The organism is Spirosoma jeollabukense (assembly GCF_054777855.1).
Genome location: NZ_BAAHAD010000001.1, coordinates 639059 through 655960 on the forward strand (window position 1 = coordinate 639059; position 16902 = coordinate 655960).

General features: G+C 48.3%; 15 protein-coding genes, 1 tRNA gene and 2 pseudogenes. 12 read left to right on the forward strand and 6 right to left on the reverse strand.

What is annotated here, in order from left to right; genetic code table 11:
• Nucleotides 1-276: 276 nt before the first annotated feature.
• The 12 genes and pseudogenes from ACYVEA_RS02590 (at nucleotide 277) to ACYVEA_RS02645 (ending at nucleotide 9377) form a co-directional block, all read left to right on the forward strand.
• The gene (locus ACYVEA_RS02590) at nucleotides 277-612 is read left to right on the forward strand and encodes a hypothetical protein (protein WP_461111751.1); all 336 of its coding nucleotides are present in this window, start codon (nucleotides 277-279) and stop codon (nucleotides 610-612) included.
• A gap of 23 nt (nucleotides 613-635) precedes the next feature.
• Nucleotides 636-983 (forward strand): DUF6686 family protein, encoded by a 348-nt coding sequence (locus ACYVEA_RS02595; protein WP_461111752.1) that lies wholly within the window; start codon nucleotides 636-638, stop codon nucleotides 981-983.
• Nucleotides 976-1272 (forward strand): hypothetical protein, encoded by a 297-nt coding sequence (locus tag ACYVEA_RS02600; RefSeq protein ID WP_461111754.1) that lies wholly within the window; start codon nucleotides 976-978, stop codon nucleotides 1270-1272. Before ACYVEA_RS02595 ends, ACYVEA_RS02600 begins: the two co-directional genes overlap by 8 nt.
• A gap of 121 nt (nucleotides 1273-1393) precedes the next feature.
• Nucleotides 1394-1885 carry a Fur family transcriptional regulator gene (locus ACYVEA_RS02605; RefSeq protein WP_461111755.1) on the forward strand — a complete coding sequence of 164 codons (492 nt, stop codon included), beginning with the start codon at nucleotides 1394-1396 and terminating at the stop codon, nucleotides 1883-1885.
• Between the two features lie 68 nt (nucleotides 1886-1953).
• Nucleotides 1954-3018 carry a glycoside hydrolase family 43 protein gene (locus ACYVEA_RS02610; protein ID WP_461111756.1) on the forward strand — a complete coding sequence of 355 codons (1065 nt, stop codon included), beginning with the start codon at nucleotides 1954-1956 and terminating at the stop codon, nucleotides 3016-3018.
• Nucleotides 3019-3089: 71 nt separating this feature from the next.
• Nucleotides 3090-4298 (forward strand): cellulase family glycosylhydrolase, encoded by a 1209-nt coding sequence (locus ACYVEA_RS02615; RefSeq protein ID WP_461111757.1) that lies wholly within the window; start codon nucleotides 3090-3092, stop codon nucleotides 4296-4298.
• A 185-nt stretch (nucleotides 4299-4483) separates the two neighbouring features.
• Nucleotides 4484-4560, forward strand: a tRNA-Asp gene (locus ACYVEA_RS02620).
• Nucleotides 4561-5633: 1073 nt separating this feature from the next.
• On the forward strand, nucleotides 5634-6185 hold the full coding sequence (locus tag ACYVEA_RS02625; RefSeq protein WP_461111758.1) for an RNA polymerase sigma factor: 552 nt from the start codon (nucleotides 5634-5636) through the stop codon (nucleotides 6183-6185).
• 313 nt (nucleotides 6186-6498) lie between these two features.
• Nucleotides 6499-7596, forward strand: a pseudogene (locus ACYVEA_RS02630) (IS3 family transposase).
• A 147-nt stretch (nucleotides 7597-7743) separates the two neighbouring features.
• Nucleotides 7744-8022 carry a DUF4395 family protein gene (locus tag ACYVEA_RS02635; protein ID WP_461112938.1) on the forward strand — a complete coding sequence of 93 codons (279 nt, stop codon included), beginning with the start codon at nucleotides 7744-7746 and terminating at the stop codon, nucleotides 8020-8022.
• A 7-nt stretch (nucleotides 8023-8029) separates the two neighbouring features.
• Nucleotides 8030-8581 (forward strand): carboxymuconolactone decarboxylase family protein, encoded by a 552-nt coding sequence (locus ACYVEA_RS02640; protein ID WP_461111759.1) that lies wholly within the window; start codon nucleotides 8030-8032, stop codon nucleotides 8579-8581.
• Nucleotides 8574-9377 (forward strand): mycofactocin-coupled SDR family oxidoreductase, encoded by an 804-nt coding sequence (locus tag ACYVEA_RS02645; RefSeq protein ID WP_461111760.1) that lies wholly within the window; start codon nucleotides 8574-8576, stop codon nucleotides 9375-9377. The genes ACYVEA_RS02640 and ACYVEA_RS02645 overlap by 8 nt, the downstream gene beginning before the upstream one ends.
• Before the next feature lie 66 nt (nucleotides 9378-9443).
• Here the strand turns inward: ACYVEA_RS02645 and ACYVEA_RS02650 are convergent, their stop codons facing one another.
• From ACYVEA_RS02650 to ACYVEA_RS02675, 6 genes and pseudogenes are all read right to left on the reverse strand, one after another.
• On the reverse strand, nucleotides 9444-10502 hold the full coding sequence (locus ACYVEA_RS02650) for a formylglycine-generating enzyme family protein (protein WP_461111761.1): 1059 nt from the start codon (nucleotides 10500-10502) through the stop codon (nucleotides 9444-9446).
• 128 nt (nucleotides 10503-10630) lie between these two features.
• Entirely contained in the window at nucleotides 10631-11872 is a 1242-nt protein-coding gene (locus ACYVEA_RS02655) for a TlpA disulfide reductase family protein (protein WP_461111762.1), read from the reverse strand.
• 121 nt (nucleotides 11873-11993) lie between these two features.
• A pseudogene (ribB, locus tag ACYVEA_RS02660) lies at nucleotides 11994-12602 on the reverse strand (3,4-dihydroxy-2-butanone-4-phosphate synthase); the annotation flags it as partial.
• Between the two features lie 98 nt (nucleotides 12603-12700).
• A complete protein-coding gene (locus ACYVEA_RS02665; protein ID WP_461111763.1) occupies nucleotides 12701-14212 on the reverse strand; it encodes a DUF1593 domain-containing protein in 1512 nt (503 codons plus the stop codon).
• A gap of 90 nt (nucleotides 14213-14302) precedes the next feature.
• Nucleotides 14303-15787, reverse strand: a complete 1485-nt coding sequence (locus ACYVEA_RS02670) for an FGGY family carbohydrate kinase (protein ID WP_461111764.1) — start codon at nucleotides 15785-15787, stop codon at nucleotides 14303-14305.
• Between the two features lie 102 nt (nucleotides 15788-15889).
• Nucleotides 15890-16870 (reverse strand): ABC transporter permease, encoded by a 981-nt coding sequence (locus ACYVEA_RS02675; protein ID WP_461111766.1) that lies wholly within the window; start codon nucleotides 16868-16870, stop codon nucleotides 15890-15892.
• Between the last annotated feature and the right edge of the window lie 32 nt (nucleotides 16871-16902).

The window sequence follows — 16902 nt, forward strand, 5'->3', positions numbered from 1 at the left end:
AGACACATCTATAGCGACCTGCTTTTCTGATAGTTACCTGTTTTAAGGCTCCTTTTCCCTAAACTTATTCAATAAATTCTTGCGTCTAAGAACTTCCTCAAGTATGTTTGTTTAAAATTAGTCTAAATAATTTTTACCCGATACGGTAGACGAAGTAAAGCAATGATCTTATAATCTTAAGTCCTGTGTACCGGAACAAACTAAGCTGGTTGAGATGCGCGAATCAACCCATTCCGGTCACAGGCACAAACCAGGCAATCCCAATTCCACCTGCGTATGAACCCTTGTAAACCAGCGGTATTGTTCGATAACGATCATTTTTGCATCGCCCAGTGCCATCATTGCCAACGAGTTGGCTTAACGTTTCAGAATCTTTTATTGGGCTTCTCCCAGGATGAGTTCGTCGGATTATGCCGTATCATGGACCAGGCAGATTTTCAGCAGTGCAGTGCGCTCATGCCCGACGGTCAATTACACATGATTGTCAACACGGGTCATCCAGACATTCAGTTTAGCTTATCACGATCAGAATTTGAGCGATTTAAAGCTGGCTTGTCGCAGGCACTACGTCGTCTGAACCTGTATCAATTACTAAAAAACCAATCCAACTAGCTCACACTCAACACGGCCTACGCATGGAACATCAGCATCATCTGAAAACGCTGACCCAACACGAAAACGGGTACATTGGCTATTGCGCCGGTTGCCGATCCTACAATCTGGCTTACAAGAATTCGCTGTTCATTCTGTCGGAAGATGAATACACGTATTACCGCAAAGTGATTGTCGAACGAACGGCCATGCGTCCTTTTTTTACGACACACGGCAAGGAATGGCTTCTAAAAACACCCATGCAAAATTATTTCATGATGTTCTCGGACGACGAGATCAACGAACTCATTCAGCTAATGGACGAAGCCAGCTTATTGATGCAGGTAAACCAGCTTTTGCAAACGCCAACCGCCAGAAGAAAAGATGATTGAGCAACCTACTTCTGTACAGGATGCTACTAGCAGCGATCTCCATCAGCAGGGCCTAATGGAGGTTTTGTTCAGAGGAATCCCCCTGTTTTTGAGTCGGTATGAAGTCGATGCGTTGCTTAATTGGCAGCAACAATGGTGGTGGTCTGTATTTTACAAAATTGGCCTTTTAGACGTACGGGATACTTGCATTCGAATCGGGTTTCAGGGGAAAAATCTCCAGATAACGCTCAAGGAATATGACGAACTAAGTTTGGTCATACAAGAAGCCTATTTACGGCTCGACTGGTAGGCTTCCAGAAGAAATATGATACGTGTATAACCACGATCCAGACGATAAATCATAGTTAGGTTAGTAGAAAAAGAAAAGGAACTGGTTGCTGACCAGTTCCTTTCTAAAATTTCAATCAGAGATGAACGAAACGCATTCGATGCTTGCCACCGCCCGAGCTAAACTGGAAGAATCTTTATTGGCGAAAGGATTACGTCGATCAGCCGAGCGCTTCGCTATTTTAGATGAGGTGTATTCCCGCGACGACCACTTTGACGCAGAGGATTTATATCAGGCCATGCACCAAAAATCGTATCCAGTTAGCCGGGCAACCGTTTATAACACGCTGGAAGTCCTGGTTGATTGCCATTTAGTGCGACGGCACCATTTTGGCGATGATGATAACTCTAAAAGCCGTTACGAAAAATCGCTTGGGCGTCAACAGCACGCGCATCTGGTTTGCACGGTTTGCCACCGGGTACAGGAATTTTGCGACCCGCGTTTACACCTGATAAAAACAAACGTAGGCAACACGCTTCAATTTGAAGTAGAGTCGCACTCATTCGTACTGTACGGGCAATGCATCGACGAAAACTGCGAAACTAAACCTGGCAACGGAGCGACGGCGAATTGATTTGTGAAGTGGTAGGGGTAAAAACAGGACTTTCGGTCTTTTCCTACCAAAACTTCGTTCTCTACATCATGACTTTTCCCCCAATTAAGTCCTGGTCTGTTGTCAGTGCGCTTTTTTTACTGATTCTCACGAACCACTACGTAGTAGCCCAGCGTACGTTCACCAACCCCATTAAAAACTCCGGGCCCGATCCCTGGGTATTGCAGAAAGATGGCTGGTATTATTATATGAATACCACCGGACGAAACGTAACCCTCTGGAAAACCCGGAATCTCGCCGATCTCAATACGGCTGAAAGCAAAGTCATATACACCCCTCCAGCCGGAAAGCCCTATTCACGGGAATTATGGGCGCCCGAAATCCATTCCTTTAATGGCCGCTGGTACATTTATTTCTCAGCCGATTCACTCAATAATCTCTCCCATCGAGTTTGGGTAATCGAGAATCCATCACCCGACCCCATGCTGGGGGAGTGGACAATGAAAGGGAAAATTGGCGACAAAGGCGATCACTGGGCGATAGACATGTCGGTCATCGATTTTAATGGTCAGCTTTATGCCGCTTGGTCGGGTTGGGAAGGCCCGAATAACGGACGGCAGGATATTTACCTGGCCAAACTGAAAAACCCCTGGACGATTGACGGCGACCGGGTTAAGGTTTCGCAACCCGACCAGCCCTGGGAACAGCATGGCGACGTACCACAGGAATGGCAGAAGAACGGCGAAGTTCCTAAGATCTATGTGAACGAAGGACCGGAATTTCTACGTCATGACAACAAGCTGTTTATTGTGTATTCAGCCAATGCCTGCTGGCTCGACTATAGCCTCGGGTTATTGACCTATGATGGCAAAGGCGATTTACTCGACCCCAAAAGCTGGATTAAAAGTCCACAACCCGTGTTTACGCAAGCGCCCGAAAATGGCGTTTGGGCACCGGGGCATGGCGGCTTCTTTCGCTCCTCTAGCCGCGACGGCGGACCGGGCCAGGACTGGATGGTCTACCATGCTAACCCCTCTGCTACTGACGGTTGCGGCAATAAACGTGCTCCTCATATTCAGCCGTTTACCTGGAACGCGGATGGGTCGCCCAACTTTGGCAAACCCGCTCCTAAAACGCCAATGCCTATCCCATGACGAATGGGCCGCCATAACTATTAATCATTATTAACTTATAATTCCTTCATTCATTAATTTTCAACAGCCAAATGCGTAAACTTATTTTCCCGGTTATTCTGGCCACTTTGTTTAGTCTGAATGGGTGTAAATCGGCGAACAAAAACGAACAGAAAGCCGTCGACTCCCTTGCTGTAGCCAAGAGTGACACAGCGATTACTCCTGCAGAACACTGGTCGGCCGAACGCGCAAATGCCTGGTACGCCCAAGAGCCGTTTCTGGTTGGTTCTAATTACGCTCCGGCCACAGCTATCAACGAATTGGAAATGTTCCAGGCAGATAGCTTCGATCCAAAAACTATCGACAAAGAACTGGCTCTTGCCGAAGGTATTGGCATGAATACCATGCGCGTTTTTCTACACGATCTACTCTGGCAGGATTCTACCGGTTTCACTAAACGGCTCGATCAATTCCTGACTATTTGCGACAAGCATAAAATCCGTCCAATGCTGGTATTATTCGATTCTTGCTGGGACCCGGCCCCTAAACTAGGTAAGCAACATGCACCAACACCCGGAATACATAATTCAGGTTGGGTACAAAGCCCAGGGGCAGCCGCTCTTAAGGATACAACACAATATCCGCGCCTGGAAACCTATGTAAAAGGGGTTGTGGGCGCATTCAGGAACGACAAACGGATTCTAGCCTGGGACATGTGGAATGAGCCTGATAACACCAATGCGAACAGCTACGGCAAGAATCACCTGAAAACTGAACTACCCGAAGACCAAAAGAAAGCCCTCATCAGGAAGCTACTTCCTCAGGTATTCCAATGGGCGCGGGCTGCCGGAGCAACTCAGCCGTTAACATCGGGCGTATGGATTTATCGCACGCCTGAAGACTGGCAGAATCCAGCCAAATGGTCGCCGATGGAAAAGATACAATTCGAAGACTCCGATATTATTACGTTTCACCAGTACTCGAAAGCATCTGATCTGGAGAAAGTCATTCCGGCATTACGTACATTGGGTCGCCCGATTATCTGTACTGAATACATGGCCCGAGGTGTCGACAGTAAATTCCAGACCCACCTCCCTATTGCCAAAAAAGAAAAAATTGGCATGATCAACTGGGGGTTTGTGGCAGGTAAAACGCAGACGTTCTTACCGTGGGATAGTTGGCAGAAGCCTTATGTGAATGGTCGTGAGCCAGCTGTCTGGTTCCATGAAGTGTTTAAACAGGATGGAACACCCGTTGACCCGGATGAAATTGTAGCTATAAAACAGGCTATGGGAAAATAAGTATTGATATTGGAAGCTAAATGAAAAAAATCGGCAGAACAAACCAACTGATTTCCAATGGATACGCCGAAACAGTACACCTTAGTTACAAAGTTTTTTCGGTAGCCCCTTGCATAGAATAGCCAAAGCGCCTACTTTTGTGCCACGATTAAGGAAAACGGCAACGTCAACCAAAAATCAAAGTTGGTTCGGTAGTTCAGTTGGTTAGAATACCTGCCTGTCACGCAGGGGGTCGCGGGTTCGAGCCCCGTCCGGACCGCCACTGTAAATCAAGCACTTATCAGAAATGGTAAGTGCTTTTTTTGTGTCTAGGTACAGCAGTAAGTATAGCAAGTCTAGAAGCTGCGGAGCAACTTGGACCAAGTACATAAGTAAGAAAAGAAGTAGAAGGAAATCTTCGAATTCCAAACCTATCCAAACCAACTTCTACAGGCTTCGATCCTGGCATTAAAGGCTCCTACAAAGAGGTTAGGTCATGGTAATTACAACCGACTGCCAAACGACCAGTGTCAATAACAGAGAAAGGAACCTACTAAACCAGAATAGCCAAACGTCGATTAGGATACAATGTCATTAAATCAGCAAGAATCACGGTAAGTAGTACGCCAATGTGTATTTCCGGATTGGCTTCCGATTGGATATTGATTCAACTGTAATTAGTAGCGTTGCCGTATCAGCACTGAGAAGCAGCTTCCAGCCTGCCCGAATAAGGCCATGTCATACCAGATTTGTTTTTAATGTAGACAGGCTATACTCTTCTACCAACCCAAAATATTTTTCAGGCAGTATGAGGTTTGGCTGAAAGTAAGTTTCGATTATTAGCAAGCGACTACAATTTGTTGGAAATACCAGGCCTGTTTAAAGACACCGCTAACCCGTCCACTCTTCGTTTCCTCTATTAATGCGGAGCTGGTTGCAACCTACATACCAGACGGAACCGTACTGTTTCTGATCACGGTCATTAGAGTCTATATAGAACGTACTAGAAGCAAAAATTCAGCCGGCCGTTATAAACGGCCGGCTGAATAGCCTTATCCAACAAGTGACCCACCTTGCGTCGGAGTCGCTTATAATATATACGAACAAGCGATTAGATTGGATTGATGTGGCAGGTACTTCTATCAGAAATATATTACCAAATACTTAAACGATTAAACTAGTAATAAACGGTAAATAAATTTCAATACAAAAACAACAAATTGGCTGTACCGTTCAGTATATTTTCGATGTATTTACATTCATTCTCAGGAAATTATCCTCGTCAATACCTAGATTTATGGAGTATATGTATACCTATATATAGTTAGTGTGCTTAACCTATAACTATAAACCTACATGAATCTTACATTAAGTGACGAAGAGACCATACGAAACCTTCTACCGAACCAGCCGAACCAATGTTTCGAGACGCTCTATAATCGCTACGTTAATAAGGTCTATCAACGGTGTCTTTATATGACCAAAGACTCCGAAAAAGCACAGGACTTTACTCACGACATATTTATGAAGGCCTTTGATAAATTAGACGCTTTTCAGGAGCGATCTAATTTTTCGACCTGGCTTAATACCATTGCCCATAACTATTGTTCCGATCAATTACGGCTGGCTAAACGAATTAATACAACACCTCTGGATGAAAATCATGAGCGCAGCTTGTCAGACTCCCGAGAAGCCAATTTGCAGGAGGAAACCCTTCAGATATTTCAACGGGCATTAGCCGAGCTCTCGTTGAAGGAGCAAACTCTACTACGGTTGAAATACGAACAGGGACTGAGTATAGACGAAATAGCCAACATTTATAAGCTCAAAACCAGTGCGGTCAAGATGCGGCTAAAGCGAAGTAGGGAGAAATTACAGCAGTTGTGTAAGGCCGAATATATGAATTAAATCTACTTTTATTTTATTAGGTAATTCTATTTACGTTCTATGGCCCACTAATATCATATTTACAAATTATACTGATTTTATAGCCCATCTACGCAGTTAATGGGCTTTTTTCGTGAACATTAGTTTCCTATTTATTGGTGCGAAGTCAATTTTAGTGATTACAACAACTACGCCAATATAAGCGTAGACTAACTCCGTATAAACACTTTAGAGCCGGAACGATTTGCAGTAGTTGTGGTGTCCTGAACCCATAAAAGTGAGCCAGTGAAAAGTAGGGTAAAAAACTTAACTTTCACTAGTAATCGAAAAGGGAATGAAGGCAACACGATTTACCGAATCGCAAATTGTAGCGATTCTGAGTCAGCAAGACAGCGGCCAAACCGTCGCCCAAATTACTCGCGAGCATGGCATTAGCGAGGCTACATTTTACAATTGGCGAGCCAAATATGGCGGCATGCAGATTTCCGAAGTCAAGCGGTTAAAGGAACTGGAAGAAGAAAACCGCCGACTCAAAAACGGGGCCGCCCGAGCGGATGTATGCTGAATTGAGTTTGCAAAATGAAATCATAAAAGAGGCACTCTCAAAAAAGTGGTGAGGCCCGCCGAGCGTCGAAAACTAGTCAGGTGGCTGATTGATCAGAAACAGATTAGTCAACGTAAAGCCTGCCGTTGGGTGGGTCTGAGCCGCAATGCGCTGGCCGAACCGGTTGTCATCAAAGACAAGGACAAAGCACTGGCTAGCCGGATTGAGCAATTGGCTCGACGGCATAAGCTGTGGGGCGTGTTGAAGATTTATCGCAGACTGCGTAAGCAGGGTGAGCTAGTTAATCACAAGCGAATTAGAAGGTTATATAGAAGTTTAGGATTGAGCTTGCGTCGAAAGGCTAAAAAGCGCTTACCTGATGCTGTCCGTAAACCGCTGCCCCAAGCAACTGCTTGTAATCAATGTTGGTCGCTAGATGTTACGTCTGACAACTTAACGGGTGGTCGGAAATTTCGCACGTTGAATGTGGTTGACGATTATAACCGGGAAGCATTAGGTATCGAAGTGGATTATTCACTGCCAGCCCAGCGGGTTATCCGATTATTAGATCAACTGGTTGAGCGATATGGTAAGCCGGAGCGGCTACGCAGTGATAATGGTCCAGAGTTTATTAGCCAAGCTTTGCAGGATTGGTGCAAGGGTCAAACGATTGAGTTATGTTGGATCGAGCCGGGCAAACCCACTCAGAATGCGTACATTGAACGGTTCAACGGGACGTTTCGGCGAGAAGTTCTAGATGCCCATGTTTTTAGCAGCATCAAGCAGGTAAGGCAAATAGTGGCCGCGTGGTTGATGGAATATAACACGGAACGGCCTCATCAGGCATTGAAATTTATGACGCCGGTCGAATATCGGCAGGTAGCTTAAATTCCAGTCAAAACTGGCTCACCGAACGGGGTAAGGACAGTGGTTCATTATAAAAGAGTAAAAAAACAGGCAACTTAATGTGTGTTCTCCTTAAATTGCTCCAGATTAATGGTTCAAATAAGGAATTAAACTACAAATTCTACCCAAATTCAGCTCTTACGGAAAAGTACCGATTTTGTTGTCAGGCAGTTACGCCTTCCATTCAAAGGTACCGATCAGACCCCCAAACGCTTTGCAGCTGGAATCGGGCTCATTTTCTCCATCACTATTCTATTAGTGCACAGCCCGGGAATCAATATGTTCCTTTTAACTAGTATCCTGATCGTATTTGCCCTGCTGGAATCATTTACTAGCTTTTGTGCAGGTTGCTACGTCTATACGTTTCTAAAGCCTTTTTTACCAACTGACAAGCGTACTTACAACTAAATAGGCTATGCCCCGAATCACACCCCTATCCTCCGACGAAGCCAGCACCGAAGTCCAGGCAGCTTTTGATGCGCACGTAGCTAATTATCCTGGCAGTCGCATCACTAACATGAAAGCCACGCTAGGCCGATCGCTCCTGTCGTTTCAGGTGTATATGCAGTGGTATCCGTTGTATGAAGAGGTCAAGAAAATTGTTGGAAACCGACTGGCCTATTTATTTGCTCATGCCATTTCAGAAGGGTCGAATTGCCCGGTCTGCACGACATTCTTCCGGCGGATTATTATCGACAATGGAGAACGTCCCGAAGAGTTGGTCTTGACCATCCACGAACAGGCTGTTATTGATTTTGGTAGTGCCATTGCCCAGCATAAGGGCGAGATTCCAGATGACCTTTATTTACCCATTAGCCAACGGTACACTGAACAACAGATCGTTGTGCTGGTGGCTTTTGCCGGACAAATGATTGCGACCAATGTGTTCAATAACGTATTGAACGTCACCGTTGACGAGTATCTCTTTCCCTACCTCCCTTTAACACAAGAAAAGTATAATGGCTGATTTTCAGGACAAAGTAGCCTTCATTACGGGAGCCGCCCACGGTCAGGGGCGAGCGGTTGCCCTGGCGCTGGCGCAGGCAGGGGCTTCTATTATAGCTTTCGATCTGGCGAAACCACTGTCCTACCCTGGTTATGCCCTGGGTTCTGAAAGTGAACTGGATTCCCTGCAACGCGAGATCGAAGCCCTCGGTAGTCGGTGCCTGACCGCCACGGGCGATGTTCGGCGCGACGAGGATATTAGCCGGGCTGTCGATGCGGCACTTGTCACGTTTGGACGTATTGATATTCTGTTCAATAACGCAGGAATCTGCGCCTATGGCCTAGCTCACGAATTGCCTGAGGACGAATGGGATGCGATGATCGACATCAATCTCAAAGGTGCATGGCTCATTGCCCGCCGGGTCATTCCGGTTATGATGAAGCAGAAATCAGGCGTTATCATCAACAATTCTTCCATCGCCGGACTTCGGGGCATGAATCGGCTGAGTCATTACGCGGCTTCTAAATGGGGCCTGGTGGGCCTGACAAAATCGTGGGCAATTGAGCTGGCTCCGTATACCATTCGTGTCAACTCCATTCACCCAACGGGTGTTAATACCCCCATGAACGACGGACTGGCTGAGTTGGAAGGCACGACGACGCAGGAAATTGCCGAACGGTCGGCAGGAAATCTGCTTCCGGTGCCGTGGGTCGAACCAGAAGATGTTTCAGGAATGGTGCTGTATCTGGCGTCAGACAAAGCTCGCTACGTTACCGGCGCACAATTTGTGCTCGATGCGGGCTTGCTGACGCGATAAATTCCGATCAATTCTTTCAGAAAAGCAGTGCTACGGTTCAGGCACTGGCACTGCTGTGGTTATAGTTTATTTCTCCCGAACACAGCGAAAGCCCAGATTGCTGCTGCCGCTGCTCACTTCGCCCTTGCCCCTACTCCCTGCCTTGTAGCGGATGCAGTATTGATCACTGCACAAAAACGAACCGCCCCGCTGTACATATTTCACGGCACCAGGCTCCTCGGGGTCATAACTGTCTTTGGGCCCTTTTGGATTGATAGCCGGGCTTGTTTGGTAGTAGTCAGGTCGATACAGATCCTGGCACCATTCCCACACGTTCCCGTCCATGTCAAACAAGCCATACGGATTAGCGGGAAACGACTGGATTGGCGCTACCCCGGCAAAGCCATCCTCCGATGTGTTTTTGTTGGGAAAATCACCCTGATAAATATTAGCGATCCATTTACCGCCCGGCTTTAATTCATTGCCCCAGTAATAGGTTCGCGCGCCTTTACCGCCCTGCGCGGCAAACTCCCATTCGGCTTCAGTCGGCAGGCGTTTTCCAGCCCATTTGGCATAAGCGGCCGCATCTTCCTGACAAACATGAACAACCGGCAAGTTCTCCCGTCCTTTGAGCGAACTCTTCGGCCCTTCGGGCTGCTTCCAGCTGGCTCCAGGAACGTACTGCCACCAACGTAGCGGATCAGCTAAAGAAACCTTCTGAGCAGGTGGCGTAAACACGGCCGAACCTGGCACGAGCTTATCGGCTGGAACGCCGGGATAATCGCTTGGCTTCAAGGGACGTTCGGCCACTGTTACGTAGTGAGTGGCTGCGACAAAACGAGCAAATTCAGCATTGGTTACTTCGTGCTTGTCCATCCAGAAGCCACTAACCGTTACGTTATGTACGGGTCGGGCATCCGGAAACTCATCAGCACCCATCTGGAACGTGCCGCCGGGAATCCAGGCCATATTGTCGGTGCTGGTTTCGCCTGGCCCAGTTACCGAAGCCGCCTGACGAACAGCCGCCGAACGGGATGGAATGCCTTTCGCTACACAATTGGCTCCACTGTCAGTCTCCGCAACAGTCGCCTGATCGGTCTTACTTGCTGAACTGCATCCCGAAAAAGCAAAGACAACACTACTCATCAAGGCTACTATGTAGCGACGTAATGGCTGTCTCCACCCACCTGAAATAAAATAAAATCTCTGATTCTCAACCATTACATATTAACTCTCCATACCATCAACAGGAATAAGTCTGGCTGATTGCTGGTTTACTTATCTGTCTTACCAGGCTGGGCCACCGATGCTTTAGCGGGCGTTTCGCCAAGCAGTTCGTTAATGTCGGCATTAAATTCCTTCACAAACTCTGCATAATATTGGCCCGTAGCCGGTCCACTGTAACCCGTATGAACCTTGGCAATTTCGCCCTGACGATTTACAAAAATAGTGGTCGGAAAAGCCATTACATTCTCCAGTGCAGGCAATACCGAGGAGGCATATTTTACATCAGCCGTGCCTGCAAACAGTATATCATACTCAACGCCAAACCGTTTTTTAAAGACTTCCAACCGAGTTTTGGCATAAGCAGGATCGTTCTTACGCTCGAAAGCCAGCCCGATTATTTCAACACCACGCTGTTTGTTGGCCTGGTACCAGGGAACCAGAAAAGAGGCCTCATCCAGGCAATTTGGGCACCAGCTACCCAGAATCGTTACCACAACCGCTTTGCCTTTGAACTTCGGATCGCTGAGAGATACGGGTTTTCCAGTAAACGCGTCGGGGAAGGTAAACGCAAACGGGGTACCGGCCTTAACTTTCGTCAATGTATAGGCATCGGGCAAGGCAGCCTCGGCATTACGGATACCTTTAATGGTTTGCGATGCTCGGGGGTTGGTCAACTCAGCCGTAAATTCATTACCATTAATTTTACCTTTGAGAAGTTGGGGGCTGGAACCGCTAAACGCTGATAAGGAAAACTCATCGCCCTGCACCGTGCCTTCAAAAAAACGATAGTCGCCCGTAGTGCTCAAAAACGTACCGGTCACTTTGTTCCCCGATTGATTGAATACGCCTACGGTCTTCGTCCCGCTACCCATCGTTACGTCCCATTTGCCATGCAGACTCACCGTCGCGGCAGCCGGTTTCTCCACAAATCGATACCGTTTGCCGAACTCAGCCTTGAACGGAATAGGGGCAACGGAAGGCCGTTTGAAAACGCCCAAAATCGTTTTGTCGGTCTCAAGTTTAGCAGCCAGCACTGCATCATAAATCTCGACGGGAATGAAGAGCGAATCACCCTTCTGGCTGACGCCTTTCAACTCAAAACGTTCCGAACCATTTAATAACCAGGCATTTGTGCCTTTCAGTTCAAAATTAAATGGAGATTCCTGATTGCCGGACAACGTGAATGTGCCGCGCCAGAAACCATCCTGCGGTTTGGTTTGAGCCAGACTAATTGAACTGGTTAGCAATAGACCTGCTGCTGCAGCTAAAGCGGTACGTTTCAGAATCATTGGTTGTATCGGTTTGAATGAGAAGGTATTTACGGATGCTACGCGACGCATCATAAGAGATCAATGTCGCACAAATCGACAACGGCAACGAGACGCGCAGGGTTCAAACCAGCACCTGTTTCCGATAGCGGATAAGTTCTTCGATACTAACGAGTTTCATGCCAAACCGATCCGCCAGTTGCCGAAGCTCGGGGAGTCGGGCCATGGTGCCGTCGGCACTCAACACTTCCACCAGCACACCCGACGGTTTGAATCCGGCCAGCACCGCTAAATCCATTGCCGCTTCGGTATGACCTGTGCGACTCAGGACGCCACCCGTTTGCGCGATCAGGGGAAAAATATGCCCCGGGCGACCAAAATCGTCGGGCTTGATTTTCGGGTCAACGAGTGCCTGAATCGTTTTCGCGCGGTCATGAACCGATATGCCCGTTCCACAGCCAAAGCCTTTTAAATCAACCGAAACGGTGAAGGCGGTTCTATGTGTCGCGGTATTTTGCGTCACCATAAGTGGCAAATCCAGTTCCCGGCAACGTTCTTCAGTGAGAGCAACGCAGATGAGCCCCCGCCCCTCTTTCGCCATAAAATTGACCAGTTCGGGCGTGATGCACTCCGATGCACCAATCATATCGCCCTCATTTTCCCGGTCTTCATCATCCACGACGATAACGAGTTTACCCTTTTTGATGTCTTCAATTGCCTCCTCAATACTATCTAATAAACGGTCTTCCATTTTTGCGAATCTGTGCCCTTTTTCGCTCCTGAAGCGCTCGATACACCTACGTATCATCTGGCTTTAGTGAAAGGGAAGGCAAAGATAGGTTCATATCCTCAGTCTACAACCCTGGCAATGACCCGTTGATAGCGGGTCAGAGAGGGCGTTTTCGCATCGGTTACCTCTAAAATGACGTGAATGGTTTTACCCGACGATGCATCTTTGGGTACTGTGAACGAAGCATTCGGCTTGTCTGCGTTCTGAATAACTACCTTCCCGGCATACGTACCGACCTCTTCGTACTGCCACCACCGATACGTTAGCGCGTCGCCATCGGTATCCTTTGCCGAACCGCTGAGCGTCACCTGCTGACCGGGTTTAACCCGAAGATTGGCCGAATGAGTCAGCTTCACAACCGGCGGATGATTGGCCTCTTTGTAGCTTTTGACGCACCAGTCGGCCCGGACGGCAAAATCATTTTGCAGCACTGGAATCCAGCGGGTTTGTGGGTAAGCGGCATCCTGCTTTTTGGTATATGGATCATAGTCGGTGACGGTCTTCCCGTCTTCCCAACGATACGAATTTTGGGACGATTGAACCATGCGCCCACCCCAGCCTCCGTAAGAAACATCCTCTCTACTACGTAATCCTACGTCAATCAGGTAGAAAAACGCGGGTGAGTCGCCCTCGGAAATAAAATCATACTGGCTACGCTGGTACTTTTCGGCTTCTTTCATGTCGCCATGCGTGTGCTCAGGGTCGCCGGGTAGTTTTTGACCATCACCCCACAGATAATAGGCTTCCAGCAATGGCCCGTGCCCAAACTTAATGTTTTCGGCAAACCATTTACCGCTCAAGTAAGGTTGAAGTTCGGCAGGAACAACACGCGGCCACAGATAAGCGAAACTCCAGAACTGGTCCGAATTATATAGCACTTTGATCGCCGGCCAGTTAGGAGCAACGTACTTTTGATACGTAGCGTCCTGATCGAGAACGGCGTAGATGATCGCCTTATCAGATACTTTCTTTGCAATAGCCGCCCATTCTGGTTTTCCTTTGTACTGATCTTCAATGGATTTCAGGGCGCGGGCCACCGTATTGGTGCCGCCCCAGATTTGCAGATAGACCGGGCTTGGGTTCGAATCGAGAAGAATTTGCTTAATGAAATCCGAACCTTCAGTATCCCGGCTCATTTCGCCTTCAAAGTCGATATTTCCAACCCGAACGAGACTTTTTAAATGCTCCGGCGTGGGGAAACCTTTGGCATGTTTTACCAGATTCGGGTAGACCTTTGCATATTTGTCGATGTAAGTCTCCATCCAGGTCGTGCCTGGCCAGCGAAGGTCAGTGCGCTCGCCGTATCGCTTGGCCGTGTTGGCCATCTCCGAGGTCATCTTCGTACCTTTTCCATCGCCTTTGTAGTGCCACTGCGAACTACTGTAGACCAGCCCTACAATATCAAACTCATTGGCATACAGCAATAACCGGATGAACGTATCGACATCGTCCACTTCGCCATCCGTCGTGACAATTGTTCGGGCTTTGCCGGAAATTGCGTCTTTCGGTTGGGCAAGAAGTGGCACCATAAGCGCCGTTTGCAAGGCCAAGAATAGGATAAACGATTTCATACAAGGATCGGAATAGGTTGATTTAAGGAGAGTTGCCTGGATTGCTACCTTTGACAAAGTTTTGAACTTTGTCAAAGGTATACTAGTCTATTAACTTGACTGAATGGCCGTCTGCCAACCGGTATATGCCTCGTGCACAGTTGAGTTATTAACAGTCGGGTTAATGGCAGATTTACAATCGTTCAATTGCTGTAAATGCGTCAGATCTTTATATAACCCCGTTTTTAAGCCAGCCAGATAAGCCGCTCCCAACGCCGATACGTCCGGCATGTCCCGATTGATCACCGCTTTACCCAGCAAATCGGCCAGGAATTGCAGGACGAAGCCATTCGAGGTGAGGCCGCCATTCACCATGATTTCTTCCAATGGAATGCCCGTATCCTGCTCCATCGCCAGAATCACGTCCTTAATCTGGTACGAAATCGACTCCAAAGCTGCCCGAACGATGTGGTTTCTGGTCGATCCGAACGTAAGACCGGAAATAGATGCCTTGCGGGACATTTCCCAGTGGGGAGCGCCCAATCCACTGAAGGCGGGCACAATATACACGCCCCCATTGTCGGGTACAGCCGTAGCCATCGCTTCCGTTTCGCGACTTTCAGCGAACAGACCCAGGCTATTTTTCAGCCACTCGATGGTGGCACCACACGTAACGATAACGCCCTCCAGTGCATAATCCACGCGACTTTCAGTGCTCCAGCAAATGGTCGTGACCATGCCATACTGCGACGTAGTGGGCTTCTCGCCGATGTTCATAATAATGGAACAACCGGTGCCTAAGGTCGCTTTGGCAGTTCCAGGCGTAAAACAACCTTCGCCAAACGCAGCCGCGTGCGAATCGCCAATCAGGCTCGTAATGGGCAGACTATGATCAAATAATCCGTTGAAATTTGACTCGCCAAATAACGCCGAAGACGGTTTCGGCCCCGGCAGATTCAGCTTCGACAAGCCGAACGTAGCAAGTAATTCCTGATCCCAACTCAACGTATGGAGGTTGAAAAACAGCGTTCGGGATGCGTTCGTATAATCGGTCAGGTAGCGCTGGCCATTGGTTAATTTATAGAGCAGCCATGTATCAATCGTGCCAAAATAGGCTTTTCCTGCGTCGATTGTCTGCCGGATTATCTCGTTATTTTCATAGAGCCAGATCAGCTTACTTCCTGAAAAATAAGGATCAATAAACAAGCCGGTTTTCGATTGGATTGTCTCTTCGAGCCCCTCAGCTTTTAATCGCTCACAAACTCCGATGGATCGTTTGCATTGCCAGACAATCGCGTTATGCAGCGGTACACCCTGTTCATCCCAAACCACAAACGTTTCGCGCTGATTGGAAATACCACAAGCCGACACCGCCCGCAAATTACCCCCCTGAGCCGCAAACGTACCGATGCATTTCCCAACGGACGCCAGTACGTTCCGAAAAATCTCGTCCGGGTCCTGTTCGACGTACCCATCCCCGAAGTAGTTGGTTGTCAGCGGTTCCGACGCCCGAGCCGCCACACGACCGGCCTCGTCAAACAAGAGTGTTTTGGTACTGCTGGTGCCCTGGTCGATGGCTAGGATGTAGGATGTCATTTGAAATTGGTTTGTGGTTTACGGTTTTTGGTCTACGGTGGGCTGACGCGAAGCAACTCCAGCGTCAGCCCACCGTAGACCAAAAACCGTAAACCAAATTTTTCAATCAGCCTTCGAATTCGATTTATCAATAATTACGGCCAGCAGAATCACGAAGCCTTTCACGACCTGCTGCCAGAAAGGCGATACGTTGAGCAGAACCAGGCCGTTGTTCAGCACGCCAATGATAATGGCGCCCTGCACCGTACCTAAAATACTGCCCCGCCCACCCGATAACGACGTACCGCCAATCACTACAGCCGCGATGGAGTCCAGTTCGTAGCTTGTACCCGCGTTTGGTTGAGCCGAGTCCAGTCGGGACGTAACGAGCAACCCACCGACGGCCGCCAGCGCACCGGCAATGGTGTATACCGCGATCTTGATCCGGTTGATGTTTACGCCCGACAGTCGGGCCGCGCTTTCACTGCCACCAATAGCGTAGATGTAGCGCCCTAAACGGGTTTTGTTCGTGACTAGCACAGTGATGGCAACGATGATACCGGATAACCAAACGGGCAGCGGAATCCCCAAAAACCAGCCGGTTCCCAGAAAGGTAAACGAATCGCCCAGCCCCGTAATCGGAAAACCTTCCGTCCAGAGCATCGTTAGTCCGCGAGCGATAGTCAGCATGGCGAGCGTTGCCACAAAGGGCGGAAGTTTGAAGCGCGTGATAGCCCAGCCGTTGAACCACCCCAGTCCGGAGCCGGTAATCAATCCAGCCAACGTAGCACCCAGCAACGTAAAACCAATGTACAGATTTGATGACGGCAGCTGAATTCCGTTACGTAGTAATCCAGCCGTAATGGCGCCTGACAACGCCAGTACTGAACCAACGGACAGATCGATCCCGGCAGTGAGCACCACGAGCGTCATACCCGTAGAAATGCACACATTGACCGAAATCTGCCGTAGCACGTTCCAGAAGTTGGCAACAGTCATGAATTTGTCGGACATGAGACTGATGCTCAGACAAAGAATGAACAGTGCAATGAGTGACTGAAACTTTGTAAGTAGTGGTCGGTAAGAAGTTGCGGTTAGTTGCATAGAAACGTAAGAAACGGTCAGAAACCCCCTAC

What these genes read in the sequence shown, in the direction of transcription:
- ACYVEA_RS02590 (WP_461111751.1), top strand. Translation starts at nt 277, where the DNA reads ATGAACCCTTGTAAACCAGCGGTATTGTTCGATAACGATCATTTTTGC.
- ACYVEA_RS02595 (WP_461111752.1), top strand. Translation starts at nt 636, where the DNA reads ATGGAACATCAGCATCATCTGAAAACGCTGACCCAACACGAAAACGGG.
- ACYVEA_RS02600 (WP_461111754.1), top strand. Translation starts at nt 976, where the DNA reads ATGATTGAGCAACCTACTTCTGTACAGGATGCTACTAGCAGCGATCTC.
- ACYVEA_RS02605 (WP_461111755.1), top strand. Translation starts at nt 1,394, where the DNA reads ATGAACGAAACGCATTCGATGCTTGCCACCGCCCGAGCTAAACTGGAA.
- ACYVEA_RS02610 (WP_461111756.1), top strand. Translation starts at nt 1,954, where the DNA reads ATGACTTTTCCCCCAATTAAGTCCTGGTCTGTTGTCAGTGCGCTTTTT.
- ACYVEA_RS02615 (WP_461111757.1), top strand. Translation starts at nt 3,090, where the DNA reads ATGCGTAAACTTATTTTCCCGGTTATTCTGGCCACTTTGTTTAGTCTG.
- ACYVEA_RS02625 (WP_461111758.1), top strand. Translation starts at nt 5,634, where the DNA reads ATGAATCTTACATTAAGTGACGAAGAGACCATACGAAACCTTCTACCG.
- ACYVEA_RS02640 (WP_461111759.1), top strand. Translation starts at nt 8,030, where the DNA reads ATGCCCCGAATCACACCCCTATCCTCCGACGAAGCCAGCACCGAAGTC.
- ACYVEA_RS02645 (WP_461111760.1), top strand. Translation starts at nt 8,574, where the DNA reads ATGGCTGATTTTCAGGACAAAGTAGCCTTCATTACGGGAGCCGCCCAC.
- ACYVEA_RS02650 (WP_461111761.1), bottom strand. Translation starts at nt 10,502, where the DNA reads ATGAGTAGTGTTGTCTTTGCTTTTTCGGGATGCAGTTCAGCAAGTAAG.
- ACYVEA_RS02655 (WP_461111762.1), bottom strand. Translation starts at nt 11,872, where the DNA reads ATGATTCTGAAACGTACCGCTTTAGCTGCAGCAGCAGGTCTATTGCTA.
- ACYVEA_RS02665 (WP_461111763.1), bottom strand. Translation starts at nt 14,212, where the DNA reads ATGAAATCGTTTATCCTATTCTTGGCCTTGCAAACGGCGCTTATGGTG.
- ACYVEA_RS02670 (WP_461111764.1), bottom strand. Translation starts at nt 15,787, where the DNA reads ATGACATCCTACATCCTAGCCATCGACCAGGGCACCAGCAGTACCAAA.
- ACYVEA_RS02675 (WP_461111766.1), bottom strand. Translation starts at nt 16,870, where the DNA reads ATGCAACTAACCGCAACTTCTTACCGACCACTACTTACAAAGTTTCAG.